This window comes from Ningiella algicola (assembly GCF_028401415.2).
Taxonomy (GTDB): Bacteria; Pseudomonadota; Gammaproteobacteria; order Enterobacterales; family Alteromonadaceae; genus Glaciecola.
In genome coordinates this window covers 876,905-894,372 of record NZ_CP171821.2, presented here as the reverse complement: position 1 = coordinate 894,372, position 17,468 = coordinate 876,905, and the positions used below count along the sequence as shown (strand labels likewise).

General features: G+C 42.7%; 28 protein-coding genes and 1 pseudogene. 27 read left to right on the top strand and 2 right to left on the bottom strand.

Features of this window, described 5'->3' with window-relative positions; translation table 11 throughout:
• Positions 1–192: 192 nt before the first annotated feature.
• The 15 genes from ltrA (PN836_RS04040) (at position 193) to PN836_RS03970 (ending at position 8,677) form a co-directional block, all read left to right on the top strand.
• Complete coding sequence (ltrA, locus tag PN836_RS04040; RefSeq protein ID WP_395343768.1) at positions 193–1,482, top strand: group II intron reverse transcriptase/maturase; 1,290 nt, start codon at positions 193–195, stop codon at positions 1,480–1,482.
• Positions 1,483–1,569: 87 nt separating this feature from the next.
• Positions 1,570–1,962 carry a transcriptional regulator gene (locus PN836_RS04035; RefSeq protein WP_395343779.1) on the top strand — a complete coding sequence of 131 codons (393 nt, stop codon included), beginning with the start codon at positions 1,570–1,572 and terminating at the stop codon, positions 1,960–1,962.
• Entirely contained in the window at positions 1,955–2,254 is a 300-nt protein-coding gene (locus PN836_RS04030) for a helix-turn-helix domain-containing protein (RefSeq protein ID WP_395343777.1), read from the top strand. Before PN836_RS04035 ends, PN836_RS04030 begins: the two co-directional genes overlap by 8 nt.
• 116 nt (positions 2,255–2,370) lie before the next feature.
• A complete protein-coding gene (locus tag PN836_RS04025) occupies positions 2,371–2,634 on the top strand; it encodes a BrnT family toxin (RefSeq protein ID WP_395343775.1) in 264 nt (87 codons plus the stop codon).
• Positions 2,624–2,890 carry a type II toxin-antitoxin system BrnA family antitoxin gene (brnA, locus tag PN836_RS04020; RefSeq protein WP_382410212.1) on the top strand — a complete coding sequence of 89 codons (267 nt, stop codon included), beginning with the start codon at positions 2,624–2,626 and terminating at the stop codon, positions 2,888–2,890. Before PN836_RS04025 ends, brnA begins: the two co-directional genes overlap by 11 nt.
• Before the next feature lie 67 nt (positions 2,891–2,957).
• Complete coding sequence (locus PN836_RS04015; RefSeq protein ID WP_395343772.1) at positions 2,958–3,194, top strand: DUF4160 domain-containing protein; 237 nt, start codon at positions 2,958–2,960, stop codon at positions 3,192–3,194.
• On the top strand, positions 3,175–3,432 hold the full coding sequence (locus tag PN836_RS04010; RefSeq protein WP_395343769.1) for a DUF2442 domain-containing protein: 258 nt from the start codon (positions 3,175–3,177) through the stop codon (positions 3,430–3,432). Before PN836_RS04015 ends, PN836_RS04010 begins: the two co-directional genes overlap by 20 nt.
• A 609-nt stretch (positions 3,433–4,041) precedes the next feature.
• Entirely contained in the window at positions 4,042–5,331 is a 1,290-nt protein-coding gene (gene ltrA / locus PN836_RS04005; protein ID WP_395343768.1) for a group II intron reverse transcriptase/maturase, read from the top strand.
• A gap of 126 nt (positions 5,332–5,457) precedes the next feature.
• Complete coding sequence (locus PN836_RS04000; protein WP_395343766.1) at positions 5,458–5,742, top strand: hypothetical protein; 285 nt, start codon at positions 5,458–5,460, stop codon at positions 5,740–5,742.
• Positions 5,743–5,912: 170 nt separating this feature from the next.
• Positions 5,913–6,374, top strand: coding sequence for a transposase (locus tag PN836_RS03995; protein ID WP_395343764.1), 462 nt, complete (start codon positions 5,913–5,915; stop codon positions 6,372–6,374).
• A 63-nt stretch (positions 6,375–6,437) separates the two neighbouring features.
• Positions 6,438–7,265, top strand: a complete 828-nt coding sequence (locus PN836_RS03990) for a transposase (protein WP_395343761.1) — start codon at positions 6,438–6,440, stop codon at positions 7,263–7,265.
• Entirely contained in the window at positions 7,262–7,471 is a 210-nt protein-coding gene (locus PN836_RS03985) for a transposase (RefSeq protein ID WP_395343760.1), read from the top strand. The genes PN836_RS03990 and PN836_RS03985 overlap by 4 nt, the downstream gene beginning before the upstream one ends.
• A 238-nt stretch (positions 7,472–7,709) precedes the next feature.
• Entirely contained in the window at positions 7,710–8,051 is a 342-nt protein-coding gene (locus PN836_RS03980; protein ID WP_395343758.1) for a hypothetical protein, read from the top strand.
• Between the two features lie 117 nt (positions 8,052–8,168).
• A complete protein-coding gene (locus tag PN836_RS03975) occupies positions 8,169–8,384 on the top strand; it encodes an addiction module protein (RefSeq protein WP_395343757.1) in 216 nt (71 codons plus the stop codon).
• The gene (locus PN836_RS03970; RefSeq protein WP_395343756.1) at positions 8,381–8,677 is read left to right on the top strand and encodes a type II toxin-antitoxin system RelE/ParE family toxin; all 297 of its coding nucleotides are present in this window, start codon (positions 8,381–8,383) and stop codon (positions 8,675–8,677) included. The genes PN836_RS03975 and PN836_RS03970 overlap by 4 nt, the downstream gene beginning before the upstream one ends.
• Positions 8,678–8,745: 68 nt before the next feature.
• Here the strand turns inward: PN836_RS03970 and PN836_RS03965 are convergent.
• Positions 8,746–8,964 (bottom strand): annotated as a pseudogene (locus PN836_RS03965) (group II intron reverse transcriptase/maturase); the annotation flags it as partial.
• 213 nt (positions 8,965–9,177) lie between these two features.
• On the opposite strand from PN836_RS03965, the gene PN836_RS03960 reads away from it, so the two are divergent.
• The 10 genes from PN836_RS03960 to PN836_RS03915 all read left to right on the top strand — a co-directional run bounded on the left by PN836_RS03960 (position 9,178) and on the right by PN836_RS03915 (position 14,528).
• Positions 9,178–9,543 (top strand): DUF7674 family protein, encoded by a 366-nt coding sequence (locus PN836_RS03960; RefSeq protein WP_395343754.1) that lies wholly within the window; start codon positions 9,178–9,180, stop codon positions 9,541–9,543.
• Positions 9,544–9,719: 176 nt separating this feature from the next.
• Entirely contained in the window at positions 9,720–9,896 is a 177-nt protein-coding gene (locus PN836_RS03955) for an SEC-C metal-binding domain-containing protein (protein ID WP_395343752.1), read from the top strand.
• Between the two features lie 55 nt (positions 9,897–9,951).
• Positions 9,952–10,452, top strand: a complete 501-nt coding sequence (locus tag PN836_RS03950) for a M23 family metallopeptidase (RefSeq protein ID WP_395343750.1) — start codon at positions 9,952–9,954, stop codon at positions 10,450–10,452.
• A 103-nt stretch (positions 10,453–10,555) separates the two neighbouring features.
• Positions 10,556–10,882 carry a DUF1801 domain-containing protein gene (locus PN836_RS03945; RefSeq protein ID WP_395343749.1) on the top strand — a complete coding sequence of 109 codons (327 nt, stop codon included), beginning with the start codon at positions 10,556–10,558 and terminating at the stop codon, positions 10,880–10,882.
• Between the two features lie 207 nt (positions 10,883–11,089).
• Complete coding sequence (locus PN836_RS03940; protein ID WP_395343747.1) at positions 11,090–11,512, top strand: hypothetical protein; 423 nt, start codon at positions 11,090–11,092, stop codon at positions 11,510–11,512.
• Between the two features lie 80 nt (positions 11,513–11,592).
• Positions 11,593–12,150, top strand: coding sequence for a zf-TFIIB domain-containing protein (locus PN836_RS03935; RefSeq protein ID WP_395343744.1), 558 nt, complete (start codon positions 11,593–11,595; stop codon positions 12,148–12,150).
• 44 nt (positions 12,151–12,194) lie between these two features.
• Positions 12,195–12,650: a GNAT family N-acetyltransferase gene (locus PN836_RS03930; protein WP_395343741.1), complete on the top strand. Its 456-nt coding sequence runs from the start codon at positions 12,195–12,197 to the stop codon at positions 12,648–12,650.
• 85 nt (positions 12,651–12,735) lie between these two features.
• Positions 12,736–13,272, top strand: a complete 537-nt coding sequence (locus tag PN836_RS03925; protein ID WP_395343738.1) for a hypothetical protein — start codon at positions 12,736–12,738, stop codon at positions 13,270–13,272.
• An 80-nt stretch (positions 13,273–13,352) separates the two neighbouring features.
• Complete coding sequence (locus PN836_RS03920) at positions 13,353–13,949, top strand: hypothetical protein (RefSeq protein WP_395343736.1); 597 nt, start codon at positions 13,353–13,355, stop codon at positions 13,947–13,949.
• Positions 13,950–14,174: 225 nt separating this feature from the next.
• On the top strand, positions 14,175–14,528 hold the full coding sequence (locus tag PN836_RS03915) for a hypothetical protein (protein WP_395343734.1): 354 nt from the start codon (positions 14,175–14,177) through the stop codon (positions 14,526–14,528).
• A 19-nt stretch (positions 14,529–14,547) separates the two neighbouring features.
• Here the strand turns inward: PN836_RS03915 and PN836_RS03910 are convergent, their stop codons facing one another.
• Positions 14,548–15,543 carry an ATP-dependent 6-phosphofructokinase gene (locus PN836_RS03910; RefSeq protein ID WP_395343732.1) on the bottom strand — a complete coding sequence of 332 codons (996 nt, stop codon included), beginning with the start codon at positions 15,541–15,543 and terminating at the stop codon, positions 14,548–14,550.
• Between the two features lie 68 nt (positions 15,544–15,611).
• Here PN836_RS03910 and PN836_RS03905 point away from each other — a divergent pair, with 68 nt between their 5' ends.
• Positions 15,612–16,454 (top strand): DUF6279 family lipoprotein, encoded by an 843-nt coding sequence (locus PN836_RS03905; RefSeq protein WP_395343730.1) that lies wholly within the window; start codon positions 15,612–15,614, stop codon positions 16,452–16,454.
• Between the two features lie 64 nt (positions 16,455–16,518).
• Positions 16,519–17,466, top strand: coding sequence for a DMT family transporter (locus tag PN836_RS03900; RefSeq protein WP_395343728.1), 948 nt, complete (start codon positions 16,519–16,521; stop codon positions 17,464–17,466).
• Positions 17,467–17,468 lie beyond the last annotated feature (2 nt).

Genomic DNA, 17,468 nt, shown 5'->3' with positions numbered 1-17,468 from the left:
GAGCCAAAGGTGTTCCCTAAGGAAGGGGTAGGTAAACTTAGCCAAAAGCAAGGTGAGCCGATGACGCTTTGGCAGTCAGATCAGCCCATAGTAGTCTGAGCAGGGGAAAGCCTTGTACATGGCGAAGGAGCTGACAGTTATATGAGGTGTTTAGCAGACACATAGGCCGGACAAAGTAGGGCTGGAGCCACTATGACAACTACACTAAACGCCATCGCATTTAAAGCACAGACCCACCCCAAGCACAGGTTTCAGAATTTATACGGACAGCTAAATACTGATTTACTGTATCAAAGTTGGGGTCAACTCAATAAGCAGGCCAAACCAGGTATAGACGGGATCACGATGCCGACGTATGAGGATAGCCTGCCAGAAAATATACGACGCTTAAGTTGGGCGCTTAAGCAGAAATGCTACCGAGCGAATGACATAAAGCGCGTATATATCCCCAAATCGAATGGCAATCAAAGGCCATTAGGGTTACCTACGGTAGATGACAAGTTAGTGCAACAAAGTGTGAGCCAATTACTGCAAGGTATTTGGGAACAAGATTTTGTACGCCATAGCTATGGTTATCGACCGCATAAAAGTGCGCATCAAGCCGTGCATAGTTTGACCTTGAACTTGCAATTTAAGGGCTATGGTTATGTGGTGGAAGCAGATATCAAGGGGTTCTTTGATAATATTGACCACAACTGGCTAATGCGTATGCTCAAACAGCGCATAGACGATAAGGCATTGCTGAGCTTAATCAAACAATGGTTAAAGGCGCGGATAAAAGAGCCTCGTGGGGCGTTTAATAAGCCGACTAGTGGTAGTCCACAAGGCGGAATTATCAGTCCTGTGCTGGCGAACATTTATCTGCATTACGCTTTAGACTTATGGTTTGAGAAGCGTGTAAAGCCGAGTCTGCGTGGTCGCGCCATGATGATACGCTATGCAGATGATTTTGTGTGTGCGTTTCAATATGCTCAAGACGCTGAGTACTTTTATCAGGCATTACCCACACGATTACAGAGATTCAACTTAGACGTGGCAAAAGAGAAAACGTCACTGATGCGTTTCAGTCGTTTTCATCCCAGCCGTAAACGTCAATTTGTGTTTCTGGGGTTTGCATTTTACTGGGGTAAAGATACCGGTGGTCAGCCCCGCTTAAGGCGTCGGACCGCAGCGAAGAAACAGCGGTCAACCCTTAATGAGCTGTATCGTTGGATTAAAGCCAAGCGTTCAAAGAAGTTGAACATTTGGCTGCCACAACTAAAGCGCAAGCTTAGGGGATTTAGCCACTACTTTGGACTACCCGATAACAGTCGCAGCCTAGCGAAAGTAAGCGCATTTGTATTGCATAGCCTTTACAAATGGCTCAACCGACGCAGTGGTAGACGAAGTTACAATTGGCGCAGTTTTAAAGAGATGCTAATCTATTTTCAGATTGAGCCATTACGCGTCAGGAAGCGAGTAATAGAAGTTGACTGGTATTAGGATCATGTTTTACACGAGTGAATATATAACTGAAGAGCCGGATGCGGTAATTCCGCACGTCCGGATCTGTGTGGGGTCGACCCAGTAATGGGTCGCTCTACCACGATGCCTCCTCAATACAACGATATGCTTGCATTAACTCCGTCAAAGACGTATAGTTTAGTGATGTATACAATTATAGAAACTCCTACTTTTAAAAATGATGCCGATGCTATTTGGTCAGAAGATGAGCGTTTGGAGTTTTGCACTTTTTTAGCGGTTAATCCGGAATATGGCGAAGTCATAAGAGGTAGCGGTGGTTGTAGAAAAATACGATGGTCCAAAAGCGGTTCAGGGAAAAGAGGCGGCGTAAGGGTCATTTATTACAATAAATTTAGCAATGGCGAAATTTGGCTATTAGTAATTTATAGCAAAAATGTTAAGGAAAATATCCCTTCGCATATCCTTAAAGCAATTCGAGAGGTTATTGATAATGACTAATTCTGATATGAGTTCTATGGAGTTGGGCGAGAAGTTACTTCAATCAGTTAAAGAAATGAAAGCGAACAATGTTGGTCGTTTAAACAAGGTTGAACCAAACGATGTGGCTAAGGCAAGATTAAAAACTGGCCTATCGCAATCGCAATTCGCTCTAGCTTTGCAAATTTCATCACGAACATTGCAAGAGTGGGAGCAAGGTCGCAGAAAACCATCAGGCGCGGCTAAAGCTCTTATTCAAATTGCCTTTCGTCACCCTGAGATAATCCAAGAGGAGCTTCAGGCAAATGGCTAACAAAACGATGAAGACGGATATCTGGGAAAAGCGCCCATCTACCGCTTATCGTAAGTGTTAGCTTCCCTTCAAATTTATCTTGCTGCTTTGTCTAAATAGGTATAAATTTTATACCTATGAAGAGTTTTGAATATGATGAACAGAAAAGTATATCCAACTTATCAAAGCACGGTATCGATTTTGAGGATGCTCAAAAGCTATGGATGGACGATTATCACATTGAAGTGAAGGTGCAGTTTGTTGAGGAACCGAGATATATCGTTGTTGGTCTTATTGATGACAAATTTTGGACCGCAGTGATAACGTATCGTAATGAAGTGATACGCATTATTTCGGTGCGACGCTCAAGAAAGGCAGAGGTGGCGCTTTATGAAAGCTAGTGAATTCGACAAGAAGTTTGACGACAATAAAGACGACATTATAGATGACTTAGATTTATCTACTTTGCGTCGACCCAATCAACCGCTTAAACGTGTAAATGTAGATTTCCCTAGCTGGATGGTCAAATCTCTTGACAGGGAAGCCTCAAGAATTGGTGTTACGCGCCAATCAATCATTAAGGTCTGGTTAGCCGAGAGATTAGAGGCTGGGGAAGCTAACAAAAACATGAAGACGGACCATTTACAAGAGCGGTAAATGGCCGCTTATGTAAAGTGTTAGCCTTCTATTTGGTAAAAAACAAGGATTGCTGTACTCTATTACTATGCCAGCCATACTTAGATTAGGGCCTTACCGTTTCTTCTTTTATAGCAATGAAAATGGTGAGCCAGCCCACATACATATTCAACGTGAAAAAATGTTAGCAAAGTTCTGGCTGCAACCGGTCGTGCTTGCAAGTTCAACCAGATTTTCATCGAAAGAACTTAGAAAGCTAGAAGGCCTAGTGATAGAAAATAAAACACTTCTTTTGGAGGCATGGAATGAGTATTTTAGCAGTTGAGCAACATGCTTTAGCAAGTTCGATATCGTTTACCGAGGACTCCTTAGTTGCTGAGTTAGTAGATGGTAGGGTTGTTTCAGTGCCATTAATTTGGTTTCCCCGTTTATCGAGAGCATCGTCTAAAGAACTAGAGACATGGGAACTATTAGGTGATGGGGAAGGTATTCATTGGCCTTTGCTCGATGAGGACCTCAGTGTTGCGGGTTTGCTCATGGGCAATTCTTCGATTCGCGGCTAACAAAAACATTAACCGGACATTGGCAAAGAGCGCCAACGCCGGTTATGTAAGTTGTTAGTGCGTCAAGCAAGCTTGATGCATCTTGCAGGGTGAAAGTCCCTGTCGGGTAAGGCTTAGCCAGCCACCTGTAGCGAGTCTTGCGCGTTGTGCGGAGTTTGAGGATGGGAATTGCTTTCCAGTGTGCAGACACAATCAAATGAACAAGTAACGTGAAGCGTAGACAGCGAATTATATAGGCCATAGGGGATACGTGTCCCTGAAGTGCTGGTATCGCTTCGATAATACTTAAGATCTGACTGACAAGGCCTGTAACACAGCCGAAGTCCACGTAAAGCAACCGATATTGGTGAGGTTGTGGCGAGTCAGCGGAGTTATCAAGCCGTGGCATGTATAAAGAGATGCGTTAGGAACTTGAGAGAGCCAAAGGTGTTCCCTAAGGAAGGGGTAGGTAAACTTAGCCAAAAGCAAGGTGAGCCGATGACGCTTTGGCAGTCAGATCAGCCCATAGTAGTCTGAGCAGGGGAAAGCCTTGTACATGGCGAAGGAGCTGACAGTTATATGAGGTGTTTAGCAGACACATAGGCCGGACAAAGTAGGGCTGGAGCCACTATGACAACTACACTAAACGCCATCGCATTTAAAGCACAGACCCACCCCAAGCACAGGTTTCAGAATTTATACGGACAGCTAAATACTGATTTACTGTATCAAAGTTGGGGTCAACTCAATAAGCAGGCCAAACCAGGTATAGACGGGATCACGATGCCGACGTATGAGGATAGCCTGCCAGAAAATATACGACGCTTAAGTTGGGCGCTTAAGCAGAAATGCTACCGAGCGAATGACATAAAGCGCGTATATATCCCCAAATCGAATGGCAATCAAAGGCCATTAGGGTTACCTACGGTAGATGACAAGTTAGTGCAACAAAGTGTGAGCCAATTACTGCAAGGTATTTGGGAACAAGATTTTGTACGCCATAGCTATGGTTATCGACCGCATAAAAGTGCGCATCAAGCCGTGCATAGTTTGACCTTGAACTTGCAATTTAAGGGCTATGGTTATGTGGTGGAAGCAGATATCAAGGGGTTCTTTGATAATATTGACCACAACTGGCTAATGCGTATGCTCAAACAGCGCATAGACGATAAGGCATTGCTGAGCTTAATCAAACAATGGTTAAAGGCGCGGATAAAAGAGCCTCGTGGGGCGTTTAATAAGCCGACTAGTGGTAGTCCACAAGGCGGAATTATCAGTCCTGTGCTGGCGAACATTTATCTGCATTACGCTTTAGACTTATGGTTTGAGAAGCGTGTAAAGCCGAGTCTGCGTGGTCGCGCCATGATGATACGCTATGCAGATGATTTTGTGTGTGCGTTTCAATATGCTCAAGACGCTGAGTACTTTTATCAGGCATTACCCACACGATTACAGAGATTCAACTTAGACGTGGCAAAAGAGAAAACGTCACTGATGCGTTTCAGTCGTTTTCATCCCAGCCGTAAACGTCAATTTGTGTTTCTGGGGTTTGCATTTTACTGGGGTAAAGATACCGGTGGTCAGCCCCGCTTAAGGCGTCGGACCGCAGCGAAGAAACAGCGGTCAACCCTTAATGAGCTGTATCGTTGGATTAAAGCCAAGCGTTCAAAGAAGTTGAACATTTGGCTGCCACAACTAAAGCGCAAGCTTAGGGGGTTTAGCCACTACTTTGGACTACCCGATAACAGTCGCAGCCTAGCGAAAGTAAGCGCATTTGTATTGCATAGCCTTTACAAATGGCTCAACCGACGCAGTGGTAGACGAAGTTACAATTGGCGCAGTTTTAAAGAGATGCTAATCTATTTTCAGATTGAGCCATTACGCGTCAGGAAGCGAGTAATAGAAGTTGACTGGTATTAGGATCATGTTTTACACGAGTGAATATATAACTGAAGAGCCGGATGCGGTAATTCCGCACGTCCGGATCTGTGTGGGGTCGACCCAGTAATGGGTCGCTCTACCACGATTGTTTCTATGAGGTAGCCATTGAAAGAGCTTGAAGACTTCGATTTAAATGCGGTTCGTCGAGACGCTCATCGGGCTATATGGGTTCTGGTCATTTTGAACGCATTTGTACTGATTTTTTATTTGATCGATACAAAATTAAGCGAGTTCGTCTTCATTGCCTTATTTGTCCAACTGAGTCTATTGATAGTTTGGTTGCTTCCTGTGTTTTTGTATCAAGTTTGGGCGAAAAAAATTGGCTTTAAAATTGCCATTTACCAAGCGTTGTCATCATATAGAAGTTTAATGAGGCAAGTATCTTGGTAGTACCGAAACATAACAAATGCATCAAGCGGATTTTGGCAAGAGCGTCCAAAACCGCTTATGCAAAGTGTTGAGGCTGTAGAAAAAACCTTAATTTGATTAAAATTTGTACTCCCCTTGGCGATCTGATCATGATCTAATAGGTATTATCAAAACGTGCTGGAGCCAAGATAATGCCTAACTTCAAGCCTCTTAACTACCAACAAAATTCCATGGTTATCATTAACTACCTTGACCAACTTCAAGCGGGTACGTTTGAGTATGCTATCCATCATTTGATAGATACCAAACTCGACTTAAGGGTGTTTTATCCGCAGTATAAAAACGACGATAAAGGCCGCCCAGCATATGATCCGGCCGCGTTGCTTAAAATCATCTTATTTGCTTATTCCAAAGGCATTACCTCAAGTCGAGAAATCCAGTGGTGCTGTGAAACGAATATTATATTTAAGGCGTTAAGCTGTGATAGTGTGCCGCACTTCACTACCATAGCGTCCTTTATTAGTGGTCGTCAAAAGGAGATTGAGTCAATCTTTGAGCAGGTGCTGTTAATTTGTCACGAACAAGGCTTATTAGGCAATGAGTTGTTTGCGATAGACGGTTGTAAAATGTCGAGTAATGCAGCCAAAGAATAGTCAGGGACGCTTAAAGAGCTAGAAGAAAAGCTGAATAAATTAAAGCGTCAAATCCGTTATCACATGTGTGAGCATAAACGTTTAGATAAAAGTGAAGCGGCAGATGAGGTACGTAAACAACGCGCTGAACAAGCGATAGGGACCTTGAATAAAGCCCACGATAAAATAGATAAGTTTCTAAAGACAGCTAGCCCACGGAAGGGCCAAGGCAAACGAAGCAAGGAAGTGAAAAGTAATATCACCGATAATGAGTCAGCCAAGATGAACACCAGTAAAGGCACGGTGCAAGGTTATAATGGGGTGGCCGCGGTGGACAAAAAACACCAGATTATCGTGGATGCTCAAGCCTTTGGTGAAGGACAAGAGCGAAATATTTTACAGCCCATTATTGACACCATCAACAAACGGTTTACACGCTTAGGTATCGCTGAGGATATCGTGCACTCGGGTACGGTAATCACCGCTGATACAGGGTTTAGTAGCGAGGATAATAATCGTTATTTATACGAGCAGAATATCAATGGCTATATTCCCGATAATCAATTCCGTCAGCGCGACCCCAAGTTTGCCAATCAAAAAGAAAAGTATCCGCGTAAACGCCCCCGAGTCTTTAGAGTAAAGAATATACCTGCGAGCGAATTTAGCTTTGACCCCGTGAGCTTAACCTGTATTTGTCCGAACAATGAATCATTGACCCATCGCGTGACTCGGGTCAATGAAAATGGCGTAAAAACAGCTTACTTTGAGGGAAGACTGTTGCAATGTCGCCACTGTGATAAAAAGCATCAATGCATGCGTAATCCAAGCTCGGCTGACCACAGCAAAGGGTCAGGTCGCCAAGTGTCATTTGCTTTACCAGAGACGAGCGCACTAATCATACCGATTGGATGAAACATCGAGTGGATAGTCGAGAGGGCAAACATATCTATAGTCATAGAATGAGTGTGGTAGAGCCGGTATTTGGTAATATAGGAAGCAATAAAGGGCTCAATCGCTTTAGTTTGCGCAGCAAAAAGAAAGCACAAGGGCAATGGCATCTATATTGTTTGGTACATAACATCGAGAAGCTGAGTAATTATGGCAATGCGTTGCATTAACTCGATAGAGGTGAAATGGAACAGTCCACAAAATAGCCCCTACGAGCCCCGATTAGCAAACTTAACCCCACTCACAACTGAATTAACTAAAAATGGTGGATAGTAAAAGGTTTTGCATTGTGTAAAATTTGAAGGCAAAGTTGCACGAAGATTAAAAAATAATTTAGGAGTAGGGAAATGACTGAACAAAAATGCTTTTTTCTACAGCCTCGTTATGTGCCAACGGAGATTTAACGCAATGAAATGCAAGTTCTTATTAATGCTAGTAATGGTCTTTAGCTTCCAAAGTTTGGTTTTTGCATCAGAGCAATCAACCATTTCAGAATTGGAAAACAAGGTTAGCCAACTTCAAACCAAAGTAGCGCAATTGGAGTTCGCTCAAACTCAAGCCGAATCAGATATATCAAAGCTGCAAGAAACCATAAAAAATAGTGGTATAGCCATTGTCTTGTTTGCTTTTTTCTGTGCATGGTGGGCAAAAACAAGCGGTCGTAGTGCACTGTTGTGGTTTTTCTTGGGGTTATTCTTCCACGTAATAACTGCAATTGTGCTTTTAATAAAAACCAAGCGCAGCACATAACAAGGCGCTCCTTCGGAGTATAGCGCCATGTTTGTGCCCCTTAGCTTAGTGTTAGTTTTACTGGATACAATTTAGCCCTTTTCAATGGTATGCTTAATATCGAAAGGAGAATTAATTATGACTCAAATTAGCAAAGAATTAGTAAATGACGCTTTAGCCCTTTCAACCAATGAGCGAGTAGCATTAGTCGAGCAACTTTTGCAAAGCCTTAATGCACCAAACGACGAAATAAATGAAGTTTGGGCGAAAGAAGCGGATGCCAGAGTTTTAGCATATGAAAACAATGAAATAAGCTCAAAATCATTTCCAGAAGTATTGAAAAAGTATAAATGAATATTGAGTTTCTTGAGGTTGCGGTTGCGGAATTAGACGACGCGTTTGAATATTATGAAGATATATATCAAGGCTTAGGTAGCCGATTTATAGAAGAGCTAGAATTAACTGTGACAAGGATTACGGTTAACCCGATGGCTTGGCAAAAAGCAGGTTCTTTTACCCACAGATGCTTGCTCCATAGATTTCCCTATTCTGTGGTGTATCAAATAAGGCAAGATTCTATTCTAGTGGTAGCAATTGCCTGCACTCATCAAAAGCCCAACTATTGGATTGGCCGGCTTGAAAACTAATCGGGTAGCCACGGGTCTCTAACCCTTAGCCCCCACAACACCCTGCATGCGCCTCCGCACAGGGCGTTTCACTTAGGATGGTGAAGTGCAATCCACCCATCACGCAGCGAATAAAGCCCTTCCGATGACAAATAATCAAGCGATAAAGCTTGGTTGATCCCAGGGGATTTAGCGCTGCGCCATGGTCCTTTGCTGGTTAAGCCACAAGCCACTGCGGCCTGAACACGCACACCTAATTTCATTAATCTTCTTATTTTGGTGCGTGGCTTTCGCCATTGTCGCCAGTGTAATCCCCCCAAAAAGTCGGAGCAGTTTTAAGTAGAAATTCCCGTTAAACTAAAACGAAGGAGTTTTTATGCGTAAATCGAGATATACCGACAGCCAGATCCTGACAATATAGAAACAGAATGAAACGGACGTAGCGGTTTCTGTTCTTTGCCGTGAACATATTATGAGTACGAAACTTAACAAGTGACTAAACAGTGAATCAAACCGGGTCTATGAAAAAAGCACATAGAAGTCAATTCATCAAGGAAGTAAAAGAGAAATATCCAGAGTTGCGAGTGCATATTAGTCAAGAGCAGGGTTTACTCAGCCTCGAGCTTGCTGTTTTTGGAAAGTTTATACAGCAGAAAATTGATAACTTAGAAAAGGACATAGTCACTGATGCATTTCAAATCTTGAACAAATTTTATATTAACGGCAATCTAGCGCTTAAACATGCGATTAGGGATTTGGTATGCGAGGATTTAATTTTTAGTGATACGCAGGTCGCTGAACGGCGTTGGGCGTTTATACTGCTGCCTGAAGCGCTTAAAGAAGAAAGGATCCAATGGTTTACATTTATGGGATATGAGCGTGAATAGTGTTTAATGAAATATTCAGTATTTCGCATGATTCGCGACTTGTCTCCATTAGCGCTATATAGCATCCTCTTAAAGATAAGTATGGTCTATCAGTATCCTAATCAGATTGTTACAAGCTCTGCACCATCGAGCCTAAGCTAATTGCACTTTCACTTAAATTAGGTATTCAATAAAAGATGAAGCAATCAAACGATACCAAAACGCAATCGCAAGACATTTGCTGTAGCAATCCTGACTGTTGTCCGGTTCAAACGCCCATAAAACGTGCTACTGAAAAAATTGGTCGTAATGCTCCTTGCCCATGCAACAGTCGACGAAAATACAAAAAATGCTGTGGTTCAAATAACCAATGAAGAGTTGCAGCGATACCAGAGTGTCTAATACGCCTCAAATCAGTAGAGTGAAACCATGAAGTATGCATTGTCCTTGCTGCTAGCAATTGTTTTGCTCGGAATGTTGATACCAGAAAAGATGCAAATTCCTGTCCAAGGTGCAAGCTCGTCCGATTGGAATCATAATACGTTTTGGTACGAGCCTTGGGGAAGTTCGGGGGTGCATAAAGGCATTGATATATTTGGGAAAAAAGGAACGCCCACTTTGTCTGCTACAAACGGTTTTGTTGTGTATACCGGTAATTTGAGTAAAGGCGGAAACGTGGTTGCGGTGTTAGGCCCTAAATGGCGAATTCATTATTATGCGCACTTAGACAGCTATTCTGTTTCCGCGGGTGAGTATGTTGACGCAGGAACTGTTATTGGACAATTAGGCGACTCGGGTAACGCAAAGGGCAAACAAGCGCATATTCACTATTCAATATTGTCACTCATTCCCATACCTTGGCTGGCAACAACCGAAACTCAAGGTTGGAAAAAAATGTTTTTCTTAAATCCGCATGACAAGCTATTGTAGATAGTCATCCAACTATCTGGAATGTCGCTTCAAATTGCCGTATTTTTAGAAAAAAATTTGGTGCGCTGGCGCATCTATAAGCACTCGTGAGGTAAATAACATTGTGAGCACTCAAGCACTCAATCTGGTTTCATTGGCAAATGAGCTGGAAGAGTTCGTAAAGCGAGTCGTTCCCGATTGCACCAGCTATGCAAAATACGGTGGGACGCTCTTTACAGTAAAGCCAGATGAAAAAGAAGGGCAGTTTTGTGGCGTATTTACTTACGCTGAACATGTGCAATTATCATTCAGCAAAGGCGCAAGTTTAAACGACCCCAAAAAACAACTAAGCGGTAACGGAAAGTACAGACGACATATTAATTATAAAAACGCCAGTGATGTCGACTTTCCCTATCTTGAGGACTTAATACAACAGTCAGTAAATGCTTAGCGTTTGATGTTGTGGCTTGTTCAGATATGTTGAATACGAAAGCAGGCTTAAAGGCCTAGCAGTAGACGGGGCGCTTACATATCTAAAGCCCAGCGTAAAAAGATATACAGGCGCTGCTGACATAAAGAAATAAATCAACATCATGTATATGAGATTTTAGCAGTAGAATGCGTCTTAGATTAAACATTGAGTAGGTAGAACGCTATTGTGCACCTTAAAGTAAAGCCTCAGCTTCATCTATATAGTTTCTACAACACATTACCCCTGCTTGCTTTTTCGCTGGTGCTTCTCTTTGCGGGAAATTATGGTTTTTCAGACACGTTTAAGTATGCGAGTTTGCTTATCATTTCCCTTTGTATGGCGTGTTACTTTATCATTATCTGTTTCAAGTACTGGCTACTTGAAGTGGAATTTATAGACAGTAAAGTGACCTATGTGACTGAGCTAGGCGGGGTGGCGGAAGTAGACCTTCTTGATTTAAATTTCGAGCGTTCTGTCATAAATAACGATATTATTCATCTTGTAGATAATCACGACAACATAGCGGTAATTTATTTGAGGCTTTTTTCTAAAAACGATGAAGAAAAAATGATGGATTACTTGTCGAGATACCTAACAATTACCGACTAATGCTTAGGGTCTTTGTTTTGACGTTCAAAGTTTATGAACTCACCAAATTTTAAGGAAATAGCAGTAATTAAGGAGAAATAATGAATTGCACAAGTTGTAAAAATGGCGTACTTCGTCCAAGTTTTATCGACGGTCAGTTTAGAGCCCATACCTGCACTAATTGTGGCGGTAACTGGATACTCGTTGAGGATTTTGTTAGCTGGAAAGAGCAGAATCCAGAATATCAATTTTCGCAACCGTCACAGTGGTCAGAAGACGAGGTATCCGAGACCGCTTCCGCCATGTTGTGTCCAATTACTGGCTTGATTATGAGAAAGCTAAAAGTCACTGCGCAAACTAGCCATCGAATTGATTTTAGTAGCTCTGTTGCTGGAATTTGGTTAGATAAAGGCGAATGGGAATTGCTTAAGGCAGAGGGAATTGCTGGTACATTAAACAATGTTGTCACTCAGCAATGGCAAAACAAAATTCGTGAGCAGAGCGCCTCGAATAATTTCGCTGAAATATACGAAGAAAAATTTGGTATAGATAATTACCAAAAGATTAAAGAGATCAAGCAATGGTTGGATGCTCAGCCGCAAAAGGCTGACTTGCGCTCTTATCTTTTGGCGGAAAACCCGTATTCCGCCTCCCAGTAGTGCGTTGTGAGCATTTGCATTCGGTGCAATAAGATTAGGCACTCATGAAAATCAAATTGGACGATTTAAGCGACCCTAGAATAGAAGCGTTTCTTGCTGCTCATATAGACGATATGCAGGCTGTATCGCCGCCAGAAAGCAAACATGCACTAGATATGGAATCATTGAAAGCCCCAAATATTTCTTTTTGGACGCTATGGGATGATAACGAACTTGTTGGCTGCGGCGCGGTAATGCAGTTGTCAGATGAAATAGGTGAAATCAAGTCCATGCGGATATCAGAAACTCAGAGAGGCAAGGGCTACGCACAGGCATTGTTAAATCAAATCATAGATTTTGCGAAACAGAGCGGTCTCAAGCGATTAAGTCTGGAAACCGGTTCGATGGATTTTTTTGAGCCAGCGCGAAAACTATATTTAAAATTTGGTTTCGACTATTGCGAACCTTTTGGCAACTATGTGAAAGACGACAACAGCGTTTTTATGACACGCCAAGTTTGAAGCAGTTGTCAGCGTTAAGCTAAGTGAGGCTTATCAAATACCTGCGTATGCTGAAAATATGCACTGATGCTATAAAGGGACTGAAATGAGAAGAGCAGTTTGTGCTTTAATGCTTATATTTACGTCGGGTTGTGCCAACATCCCAATCGCTACTATGCTTAAATTCAGCGGATTTGATGAGAATGACTTTGCGCAGCTCGATGCATCTCAAATTCGAACCAAGCTAGAGGTTTCGACACCCTACATGCTCAATCTAGAGGATACTCGTCTTGCACTGTCAACGGATTCAATTGAAGGCTTACGTAAATACGATTTTCCATTAGAATTATTAAGTGAAGAGGCGCGAATGTCAGAAGCCGGCTTTTTTTCATCTGAAAGAAGCTACACAGAATACACCTTTAAAATATCTGATGAAGGCATCGATAACTTTCGAGTGATTCAAGACACCTTGAAGAAAAAAGTAGAGACTGAATATAGTTTTTCAGTCAGCGCGGCAATTCATGAGCCCCCAGATAAAGGGAAGGCACTTATATTATCAATCCATTTAGAACTAAACGATAGCGAAGAGTTTGTGACCTTAATCGACGAGTATAATCTTGAATATTTGGCAGATGACGAATGAACACGATCACTGTAATAGGCAAACTCGATTATTTGCTCACAAACATAGACATTAAGTCCTGAGAAGAGTAAACATTTATTATGCAATTCGTTTGTGTATCTGACATCTTCGGCAAAACGCGAGAGCTTGAGTCGCTCGCGACCCAAATCTCTCCAGATGCACACATTGTTGACCCATATGATGCACAAGACATGACATTCTCATGTGAGAGAGAAGCCTATCAGTATTTCAGTCAGCATATTGGCTTAGCCACTTTTACTACCGTCCTTAAAGAGAAACTAAAAACCTTCAATAGTGAAACTTTGCTTATTGGCTTTAGCGCAGGCGCAAGCGCAATTTGGAATGTATCGGGCAACCGCGATTTACTAAATATCAGTAGGGCCGTTTGTTATTATGGTTCGCAAATCAGAAACAACACAGAAGTAACGCCACGCTTTCCCGTGGAATTAGTGTTTCCTAAAATGGAAGATCATTTTTTGATAGGGGATCTTATTGCAAAGCTTTCAGACACCCAGAACACGTCTATCAGACAGGTTTCATATCTTCATGGTTTTATGAATGCATGCTCTGCTAATTTTAATGCACGCGGATACAACAGCGAGTTAATGGCCTTAAAACAAATAGTGGCGAGTCAGCAAATGATAAAAAGCGGAATAGCAGAATCGCATGCTAATTGATTTCAATCTGGATGGAAAGTATTTGGAATGGGGCTCATTTGTTTATTGGCCACTCTAGTGGTGGCAAGTGCGTCATTATTTACTATTATCGTATTGGGCTTTGTCACACTTTGATAGACGGGCTGTGGTAACGTGGACAGCGGACATGAACAAAAGATGACAAATCGTTATTGCAAATGTCGCCAAATGAAATGTATGTAGCCTGTATTGTTGATTGGAATAAAAATGGAACCTTCAAAAAACCACTTGAGTATTATGCTACTCATTTCAGCTCTTGCAATAATCCTTGCTTGGGCGCTATCACTGTACATGCTGACACCATTCCAAGATATTCAACAAGGCTTTAACTATCAAGCGCCTGAATGGCTAGCGTGGGTAATGCCGACATTTAGATTTTGGATAGTGTTGGCCTTGTGTTTAGCGGTGCTTTTTCTTTTATCACTCAATGCAAGCATGCGGCAATCCATTCGTTTTATGAGAGCCGCTCAAAATGCCGCGTTTTTGGGCTACGGTTGTGCAATTTTGATTATCGTGTTTGTATTTTTGGCGGCGTTTTGGCCACTTTTTCAGACGCCTTAGCGAGCGTCGGCCTAAGTGCCTAATCCAGCAGTGTCATTTTATCGAGCATACTGATGGAATAGTGATTCAGCGGTTTTAGATCTTCACGGCTATTTTCCAAGGGAACCGCTTCAGGATAACGATGACGAATCCCGGCCATAAGTCCGCGTTCATCGTTAACCACCATTTCGACTGCATATGCACCAAGCTTGGATGCGAGAATACGGTCTTGCCAAACGGGGGAGCCACCGCGTTGCACATGTCCTATGGTCAATACTCGCGTTTCTAGGCCGGTCTCTGTTTGTAAGGAGTCACGCAAAATATCTAAGCCGCCAGGCCAGAGGTTTTCGGTGATAACCACAATATGGCTGCTGTTAGCGTGGTTCTTTCTGCGCTGGTCGAGTTTATCGAGAATCTTAACTATCTCGTCTCCGGCGGATTCAAAGGTCTCGGGAAGGACAACATGGTCGGCGCCCGCGGCTATAGCAGAATTAAGTGCGATAAAACCTGCTTCGCGCCCCATTACTTCAACGATAAAAACTCGTTCGAAGGCATCTGCTGTATCGCGAACTTTATCAATGCTTTCAACCGCAGTTTGGATGGCCGTATGATAGCCAATGGTGTAGTCGGTGCCGGCAATATCGTTATCAATAGTGCCAGGTACGCCTATTACGGGCTTATCCCAAAGCTGTTGTAGTAGTTCTGCGCCTTTAAATGAACCGTCACCGCCAATCACAATCAGGCCGTCGACTCCGAGTTCGCTTAGATGGTCTGCTGCTTTTTGTCGATGCTCCTCTTTGCGGAACTTCTCACAGCGCGCACTGAAGAGGACTGTGCCACCTCGCTGAATAAGGTTTCTGATATCTTTGTGTGTAAATTCAACATAATCCTGTTTAAGCAATCCGTTGTAACCGTGTTGGTAGCCGATGACTTCAATTCCTTCATGGCGAGCGGCTAAATATACTGCGCGAATACAGGCGTTCATGCCGGGGGCGTCACCACCAGAAGTTAATACTGCTATTTTCTTCACACTCATTGAGAACCTTTTTTATTATCGATGTCGTATGTAAGCATAACAAATTCAGATTGTAGGAATATAGCCGCATGAAAAAAATAATAGTGTTAGCCGCGGTATTTTTGCTAGCAGGATGCTCAACCAAGTTCGCATACAACAACATTAGCTGGCTAGTGTATTGGTATATCGATGATTATGTCGAGTTCAATAAAGACCAAAAGATAATGTTCGACGACTATATTGCATCGTGGCAAAGCTGGCATAAACAAAGTGAATTACCTAAGTATCAGGCGCACTTAGAAGAGTTAGCATCTGATATCGCTACGCAAAACATTAGTATTGATCGCATGGCCTATCATCAAGACAAAGCAAGAGACCATTGGCATCGTGCGCGTGCTCACGTTGCACCCGGCTTGGTGGAATTGGCAAAAACGCTCGATGAGGAACAAATCACCTTCTTTTTTGCTGCACTAGAAAAAGAAAATGTTGAGGATGAAGAAGAGTGGTTAGAAAGACAAGAGCGAAGTGAAAAGCGAAGGAAAGACGACTGGATTGATCGAAATTTTGATAATCTGGAAGACTATTTAGGGCGCCTAACTACTGAGCAAAAAGATTTTGTCAGAAACAGCTACGGTAATTTTGAATCAACCAGAATGCACTGGATAAAGTACAAGCGAGACTATCAACAAGCCATGCGTCAGGCCTTTGTTATGGAAGATAGGGGGGAGCAGTTTGAGAACACTATGCTTGAATTAGCCACTAACCCCGAAGTATTTCGCTCTGAAGATATGTTGGCAGCGAGCGACCGAAATGAAGAGAAAACGAAAGAGTTCTTACTCACTGTTTTCAGCTTGAGTACCGATAAGCAACGTCAGCATTTTATTAGAGAGCTTAACGACTTGCGCGATGATATGATTGATTTATCTGAGTAGCTAAGCATACTAGGTGCTCAAGCGCGAGTACGGAAGTAAATATATTAGAAGGCGTAAGGCAACTATGAAAGTACAATTAAGCCCGTCCACGACGGGCTTTTTATTGGCCTCTATTACTGCGGTAATGTGGGGAGTGTTACCGGTCTTTTTAAAGGTGCTGCTTACCAATACCGATGCCTACACCATTACCGCCGCTCGCTTTGTGTTTGCCGCTGTCTTTGTGTTTGTTGTTCTAGTGTTAGGCGGTGCGCTGCCCAAGCTGCGACAAGTACACAAAAATAGCTGGATAATCCTTGTGTTTGGCACCTTAGTATTACTGGTAAATTACGTCACGAATGTGATTGCCCTAGATTATGTTAGCCCATCTACTGTTCAGCTTGTTTTGCAAATTGCGCCATTTTTATTGATGCTCGGGGGAGTAGTCTTCTATAAAGAAGGGTTTAGCCAATTACAGGTGTTTGGCGCTGCGATGTTGATATTGGGCCTGTTGCTATTTTTTAACCAAAGGATCCCGGTCATTATCTCGTCTCCAGATGAATCCCTTGAGGGTGTGTTGTTAGTGGTTGTGTCAGCCGTTGCATGGTCAGCTTACGCATTGACACAGAAAAAGCTGCTTCTAAGTTTTACCAGCAACCAGCTAACCTTGGTTATATATGTCATGGGCGGCGCGTTTTTACTTCCCTTGATTGATATTTATTCCCTATTTACGCTCTCTGAGTGGCAGTGGTTTGCGCTTATTTTTTGCTGTTTGAACACGGTTGTTGGTTATGGTGCTTTCACCAAGGCTATGCATATTTGGGACGCGTCTAAAGTGAGTGCGGTGATCACAATAGCCCCCATTTTTACTTACCTAAGCAATAAGATAGCGATTTCAATTGCGCCTGAAATCTTTATTGATGCACAACTGGGTTGGCTTGCTTATTTTGGCGCGGGAATGGTGATTGCCGGGGCGATGCTTGCGTCTATTGGAAAGCGTAAAATCCATTCCAGTTCGTCAGCGGCATCAGGTTAAAT

What these genes read in the sequence shown, in the direction of transcription:
- ltrA (WP_395343768.1), top strand. Translation starts at nt 193, where the DNA reads ATGACAACTACACTAAACGCCATCGCATTTAAAGCACAGACCCACCCC.
- PN836_RS04035 (WP_395343779.1), top strand. Translation starts at nt 1,570, where the DNA reads ATGGGTCGCTCTACCACGATGCCTCCTCAATACAACGATATGCTTGCA.
- PN836_RS04030 (WP_395343777.1), top strand. Translation starts at nt 1,955, where the DNA reads ATGACTAATTCTGATATGAGTTCTATGGAGTTGGGCGAGAAGTTACTT.
- PN836_RS04025 (WP_395343775.1), top strand. Translation starts at nt 2,371, where the DNA reads ATGAAGAGTTTTGAATATGATGAACAGAAAAGTATATCCAACTTATCA.
- brnA (WP_382410212.1), top strand. Translation starts at nt 2,624, where the DNA reads ATGAAAGCTAGTGAATTCGACAAGAAGTTTGACGACAATAAAGACGAC.
- PN836_RS04015 (WP_395343772.1), top strand. Translation starts at nt 2,958, where the DNA reads ATGCCAGCCATACTTAGATTAGGGCCTTACCGTTTCTTCTTTTATAGC.
- PN836_RS04010 (WP_395343769.1), top strand. Translation starts at nt 3,175, where the DNA reads ATGAGTATTTTAGCAGTTGAGCAACATGCTTTAGCAAGTTCGATATCG.
- ltrA (WP_395343768.1), top strand. Translation starts at nt 4,042, where the DNA reads ATGACAACTACACTAAACGCCATCGCATTTAAAGCACAGACCCACCCC.
- PN836_RS03995 (WP_395343764.1), top strand. Translation starts at nt 5,913, where the DNA reads ATGCCTAACTTCAAGCCTCTTAACTACCAACAAAATTCCATGGTTATC.
- PN836_RS03990 (WP_395343761.1), top strand. Translation starts at nt 6,438, where the DNA reads ATGTGTGAGCATAAACGTTTAGATAAAAGTGAAGCGGCAGATGAGGTA.
- PN836_RS03985 (WP_395343760.1), top strand. Translation starts at nt 7,262, where the DNA reads ATGAAACATCGAGTGGATAGTCGAGAGGGCAAACATATCTATAGTCAT.
- PN836_RS03980 (WP_395343758.1), top strand. Translation starts at nt 7,710, where the DNA reads ATGAAATGCAAGTTCTTATTAATGCTAGTAATGGTCTTTAGCTTCCAA.
- PN836_RS03975 (WP_395343757.1), top strand. Translation starts at nt 8,169, where the DNA reads ATGACTCAAATTAGCAAAGAATTAGTAAATGACGCTTTAGCCCTTTCA.
- PN836_RS03970 (WP_395343756.1), top strand. Translation starts at nt 8,381, where the DNA reads ATGAATATTGAGTTTCTTGAGGTTGCGGTTGCGGAATTAGACGACGCG.
- PN836_RS03960 (WP_395343754.1), top strand. Translation starts at nt 9,178, where the DNA reads ATGAAAAAAGCACATAGAAGTCAATTCATCAAGGAAGTAAAAGAGAAA.
- PN836_RS03955 (WP_395343752.1), top strand. Translation starts at nt 9,720, where the DNA reads ATGAAGCAATCAAACGATACCAAAACGCAATCGCAAGACATTTGCTGT.
- PN836_RS03950 (WP_395343750.1), top strand. Translation starts at nt 9,952, where the DNA reads ATGAAGTATGCATTGTCCTTGCTGCTAGCAATTGTTTTGCTCGGAATG.
- PN836_RS03935 (WP_395343744.1), top strand. Translation starts at nt 11,593, where the DNA reads ATGAATTGCACAAGTTGTAAAAATGGCGTACTTCGTCCAAGTTTTATC.
- PN836_RS03930 (WP_395343741.1), top strand. Translation starts at nt 12,195, where the DNA reads ATGAAAATCAAATTGGACGATTTAAGCGACCCTAGAATAGAAGCGTTT.
- PN836_RS03925 (WP_395343738.1), top strand. Translation starts at nt 12,736, where the DNA reads ATGAGAAGAGCAGTTTGTGCTTTAATGCTTATATTTACGTCGGGTTGT.
- PN836_RS03920 (WP_395343736.1), top strand. Translation starts at nt 13,353, where the DNA reads ATGCAATTCGTTTGTGTATCTGACATCTTCGGCAAAACGCGAGAGCTT.
- PN836_RS03915 (WP_395343734.1), top strand. Translation starts at nt 14,175, where the DNA reads ATGGAACCTTCAAAAAACCACTTGAGTATTATGCTACTCATTTCAGCT.
- PN836_RS03910 (WP_395343732.1), bottom strand. Translation starts at nt 15,543, where the DNA reads ATGAGTGTGAAGAAAATAGCAGTATTAACTTCTGGTGGTGACGCCCCC.
- PN836_RS03905 (WP_395343730.1), top strand. Translation starts at nt 15,612, where the DNA reads ATGAAAAAAATAATAGTGTTAGCCGCGGTATTTTTGCTAGCAGGATGC.
- PN836_RS03900 (WP_395343728.1), top strand. Translation starts at nt 16,519, where the DNA reads ATGAAAGTACAATTAAGCCCGTCCACGACGGGCTTTTTATTGGCCTCT.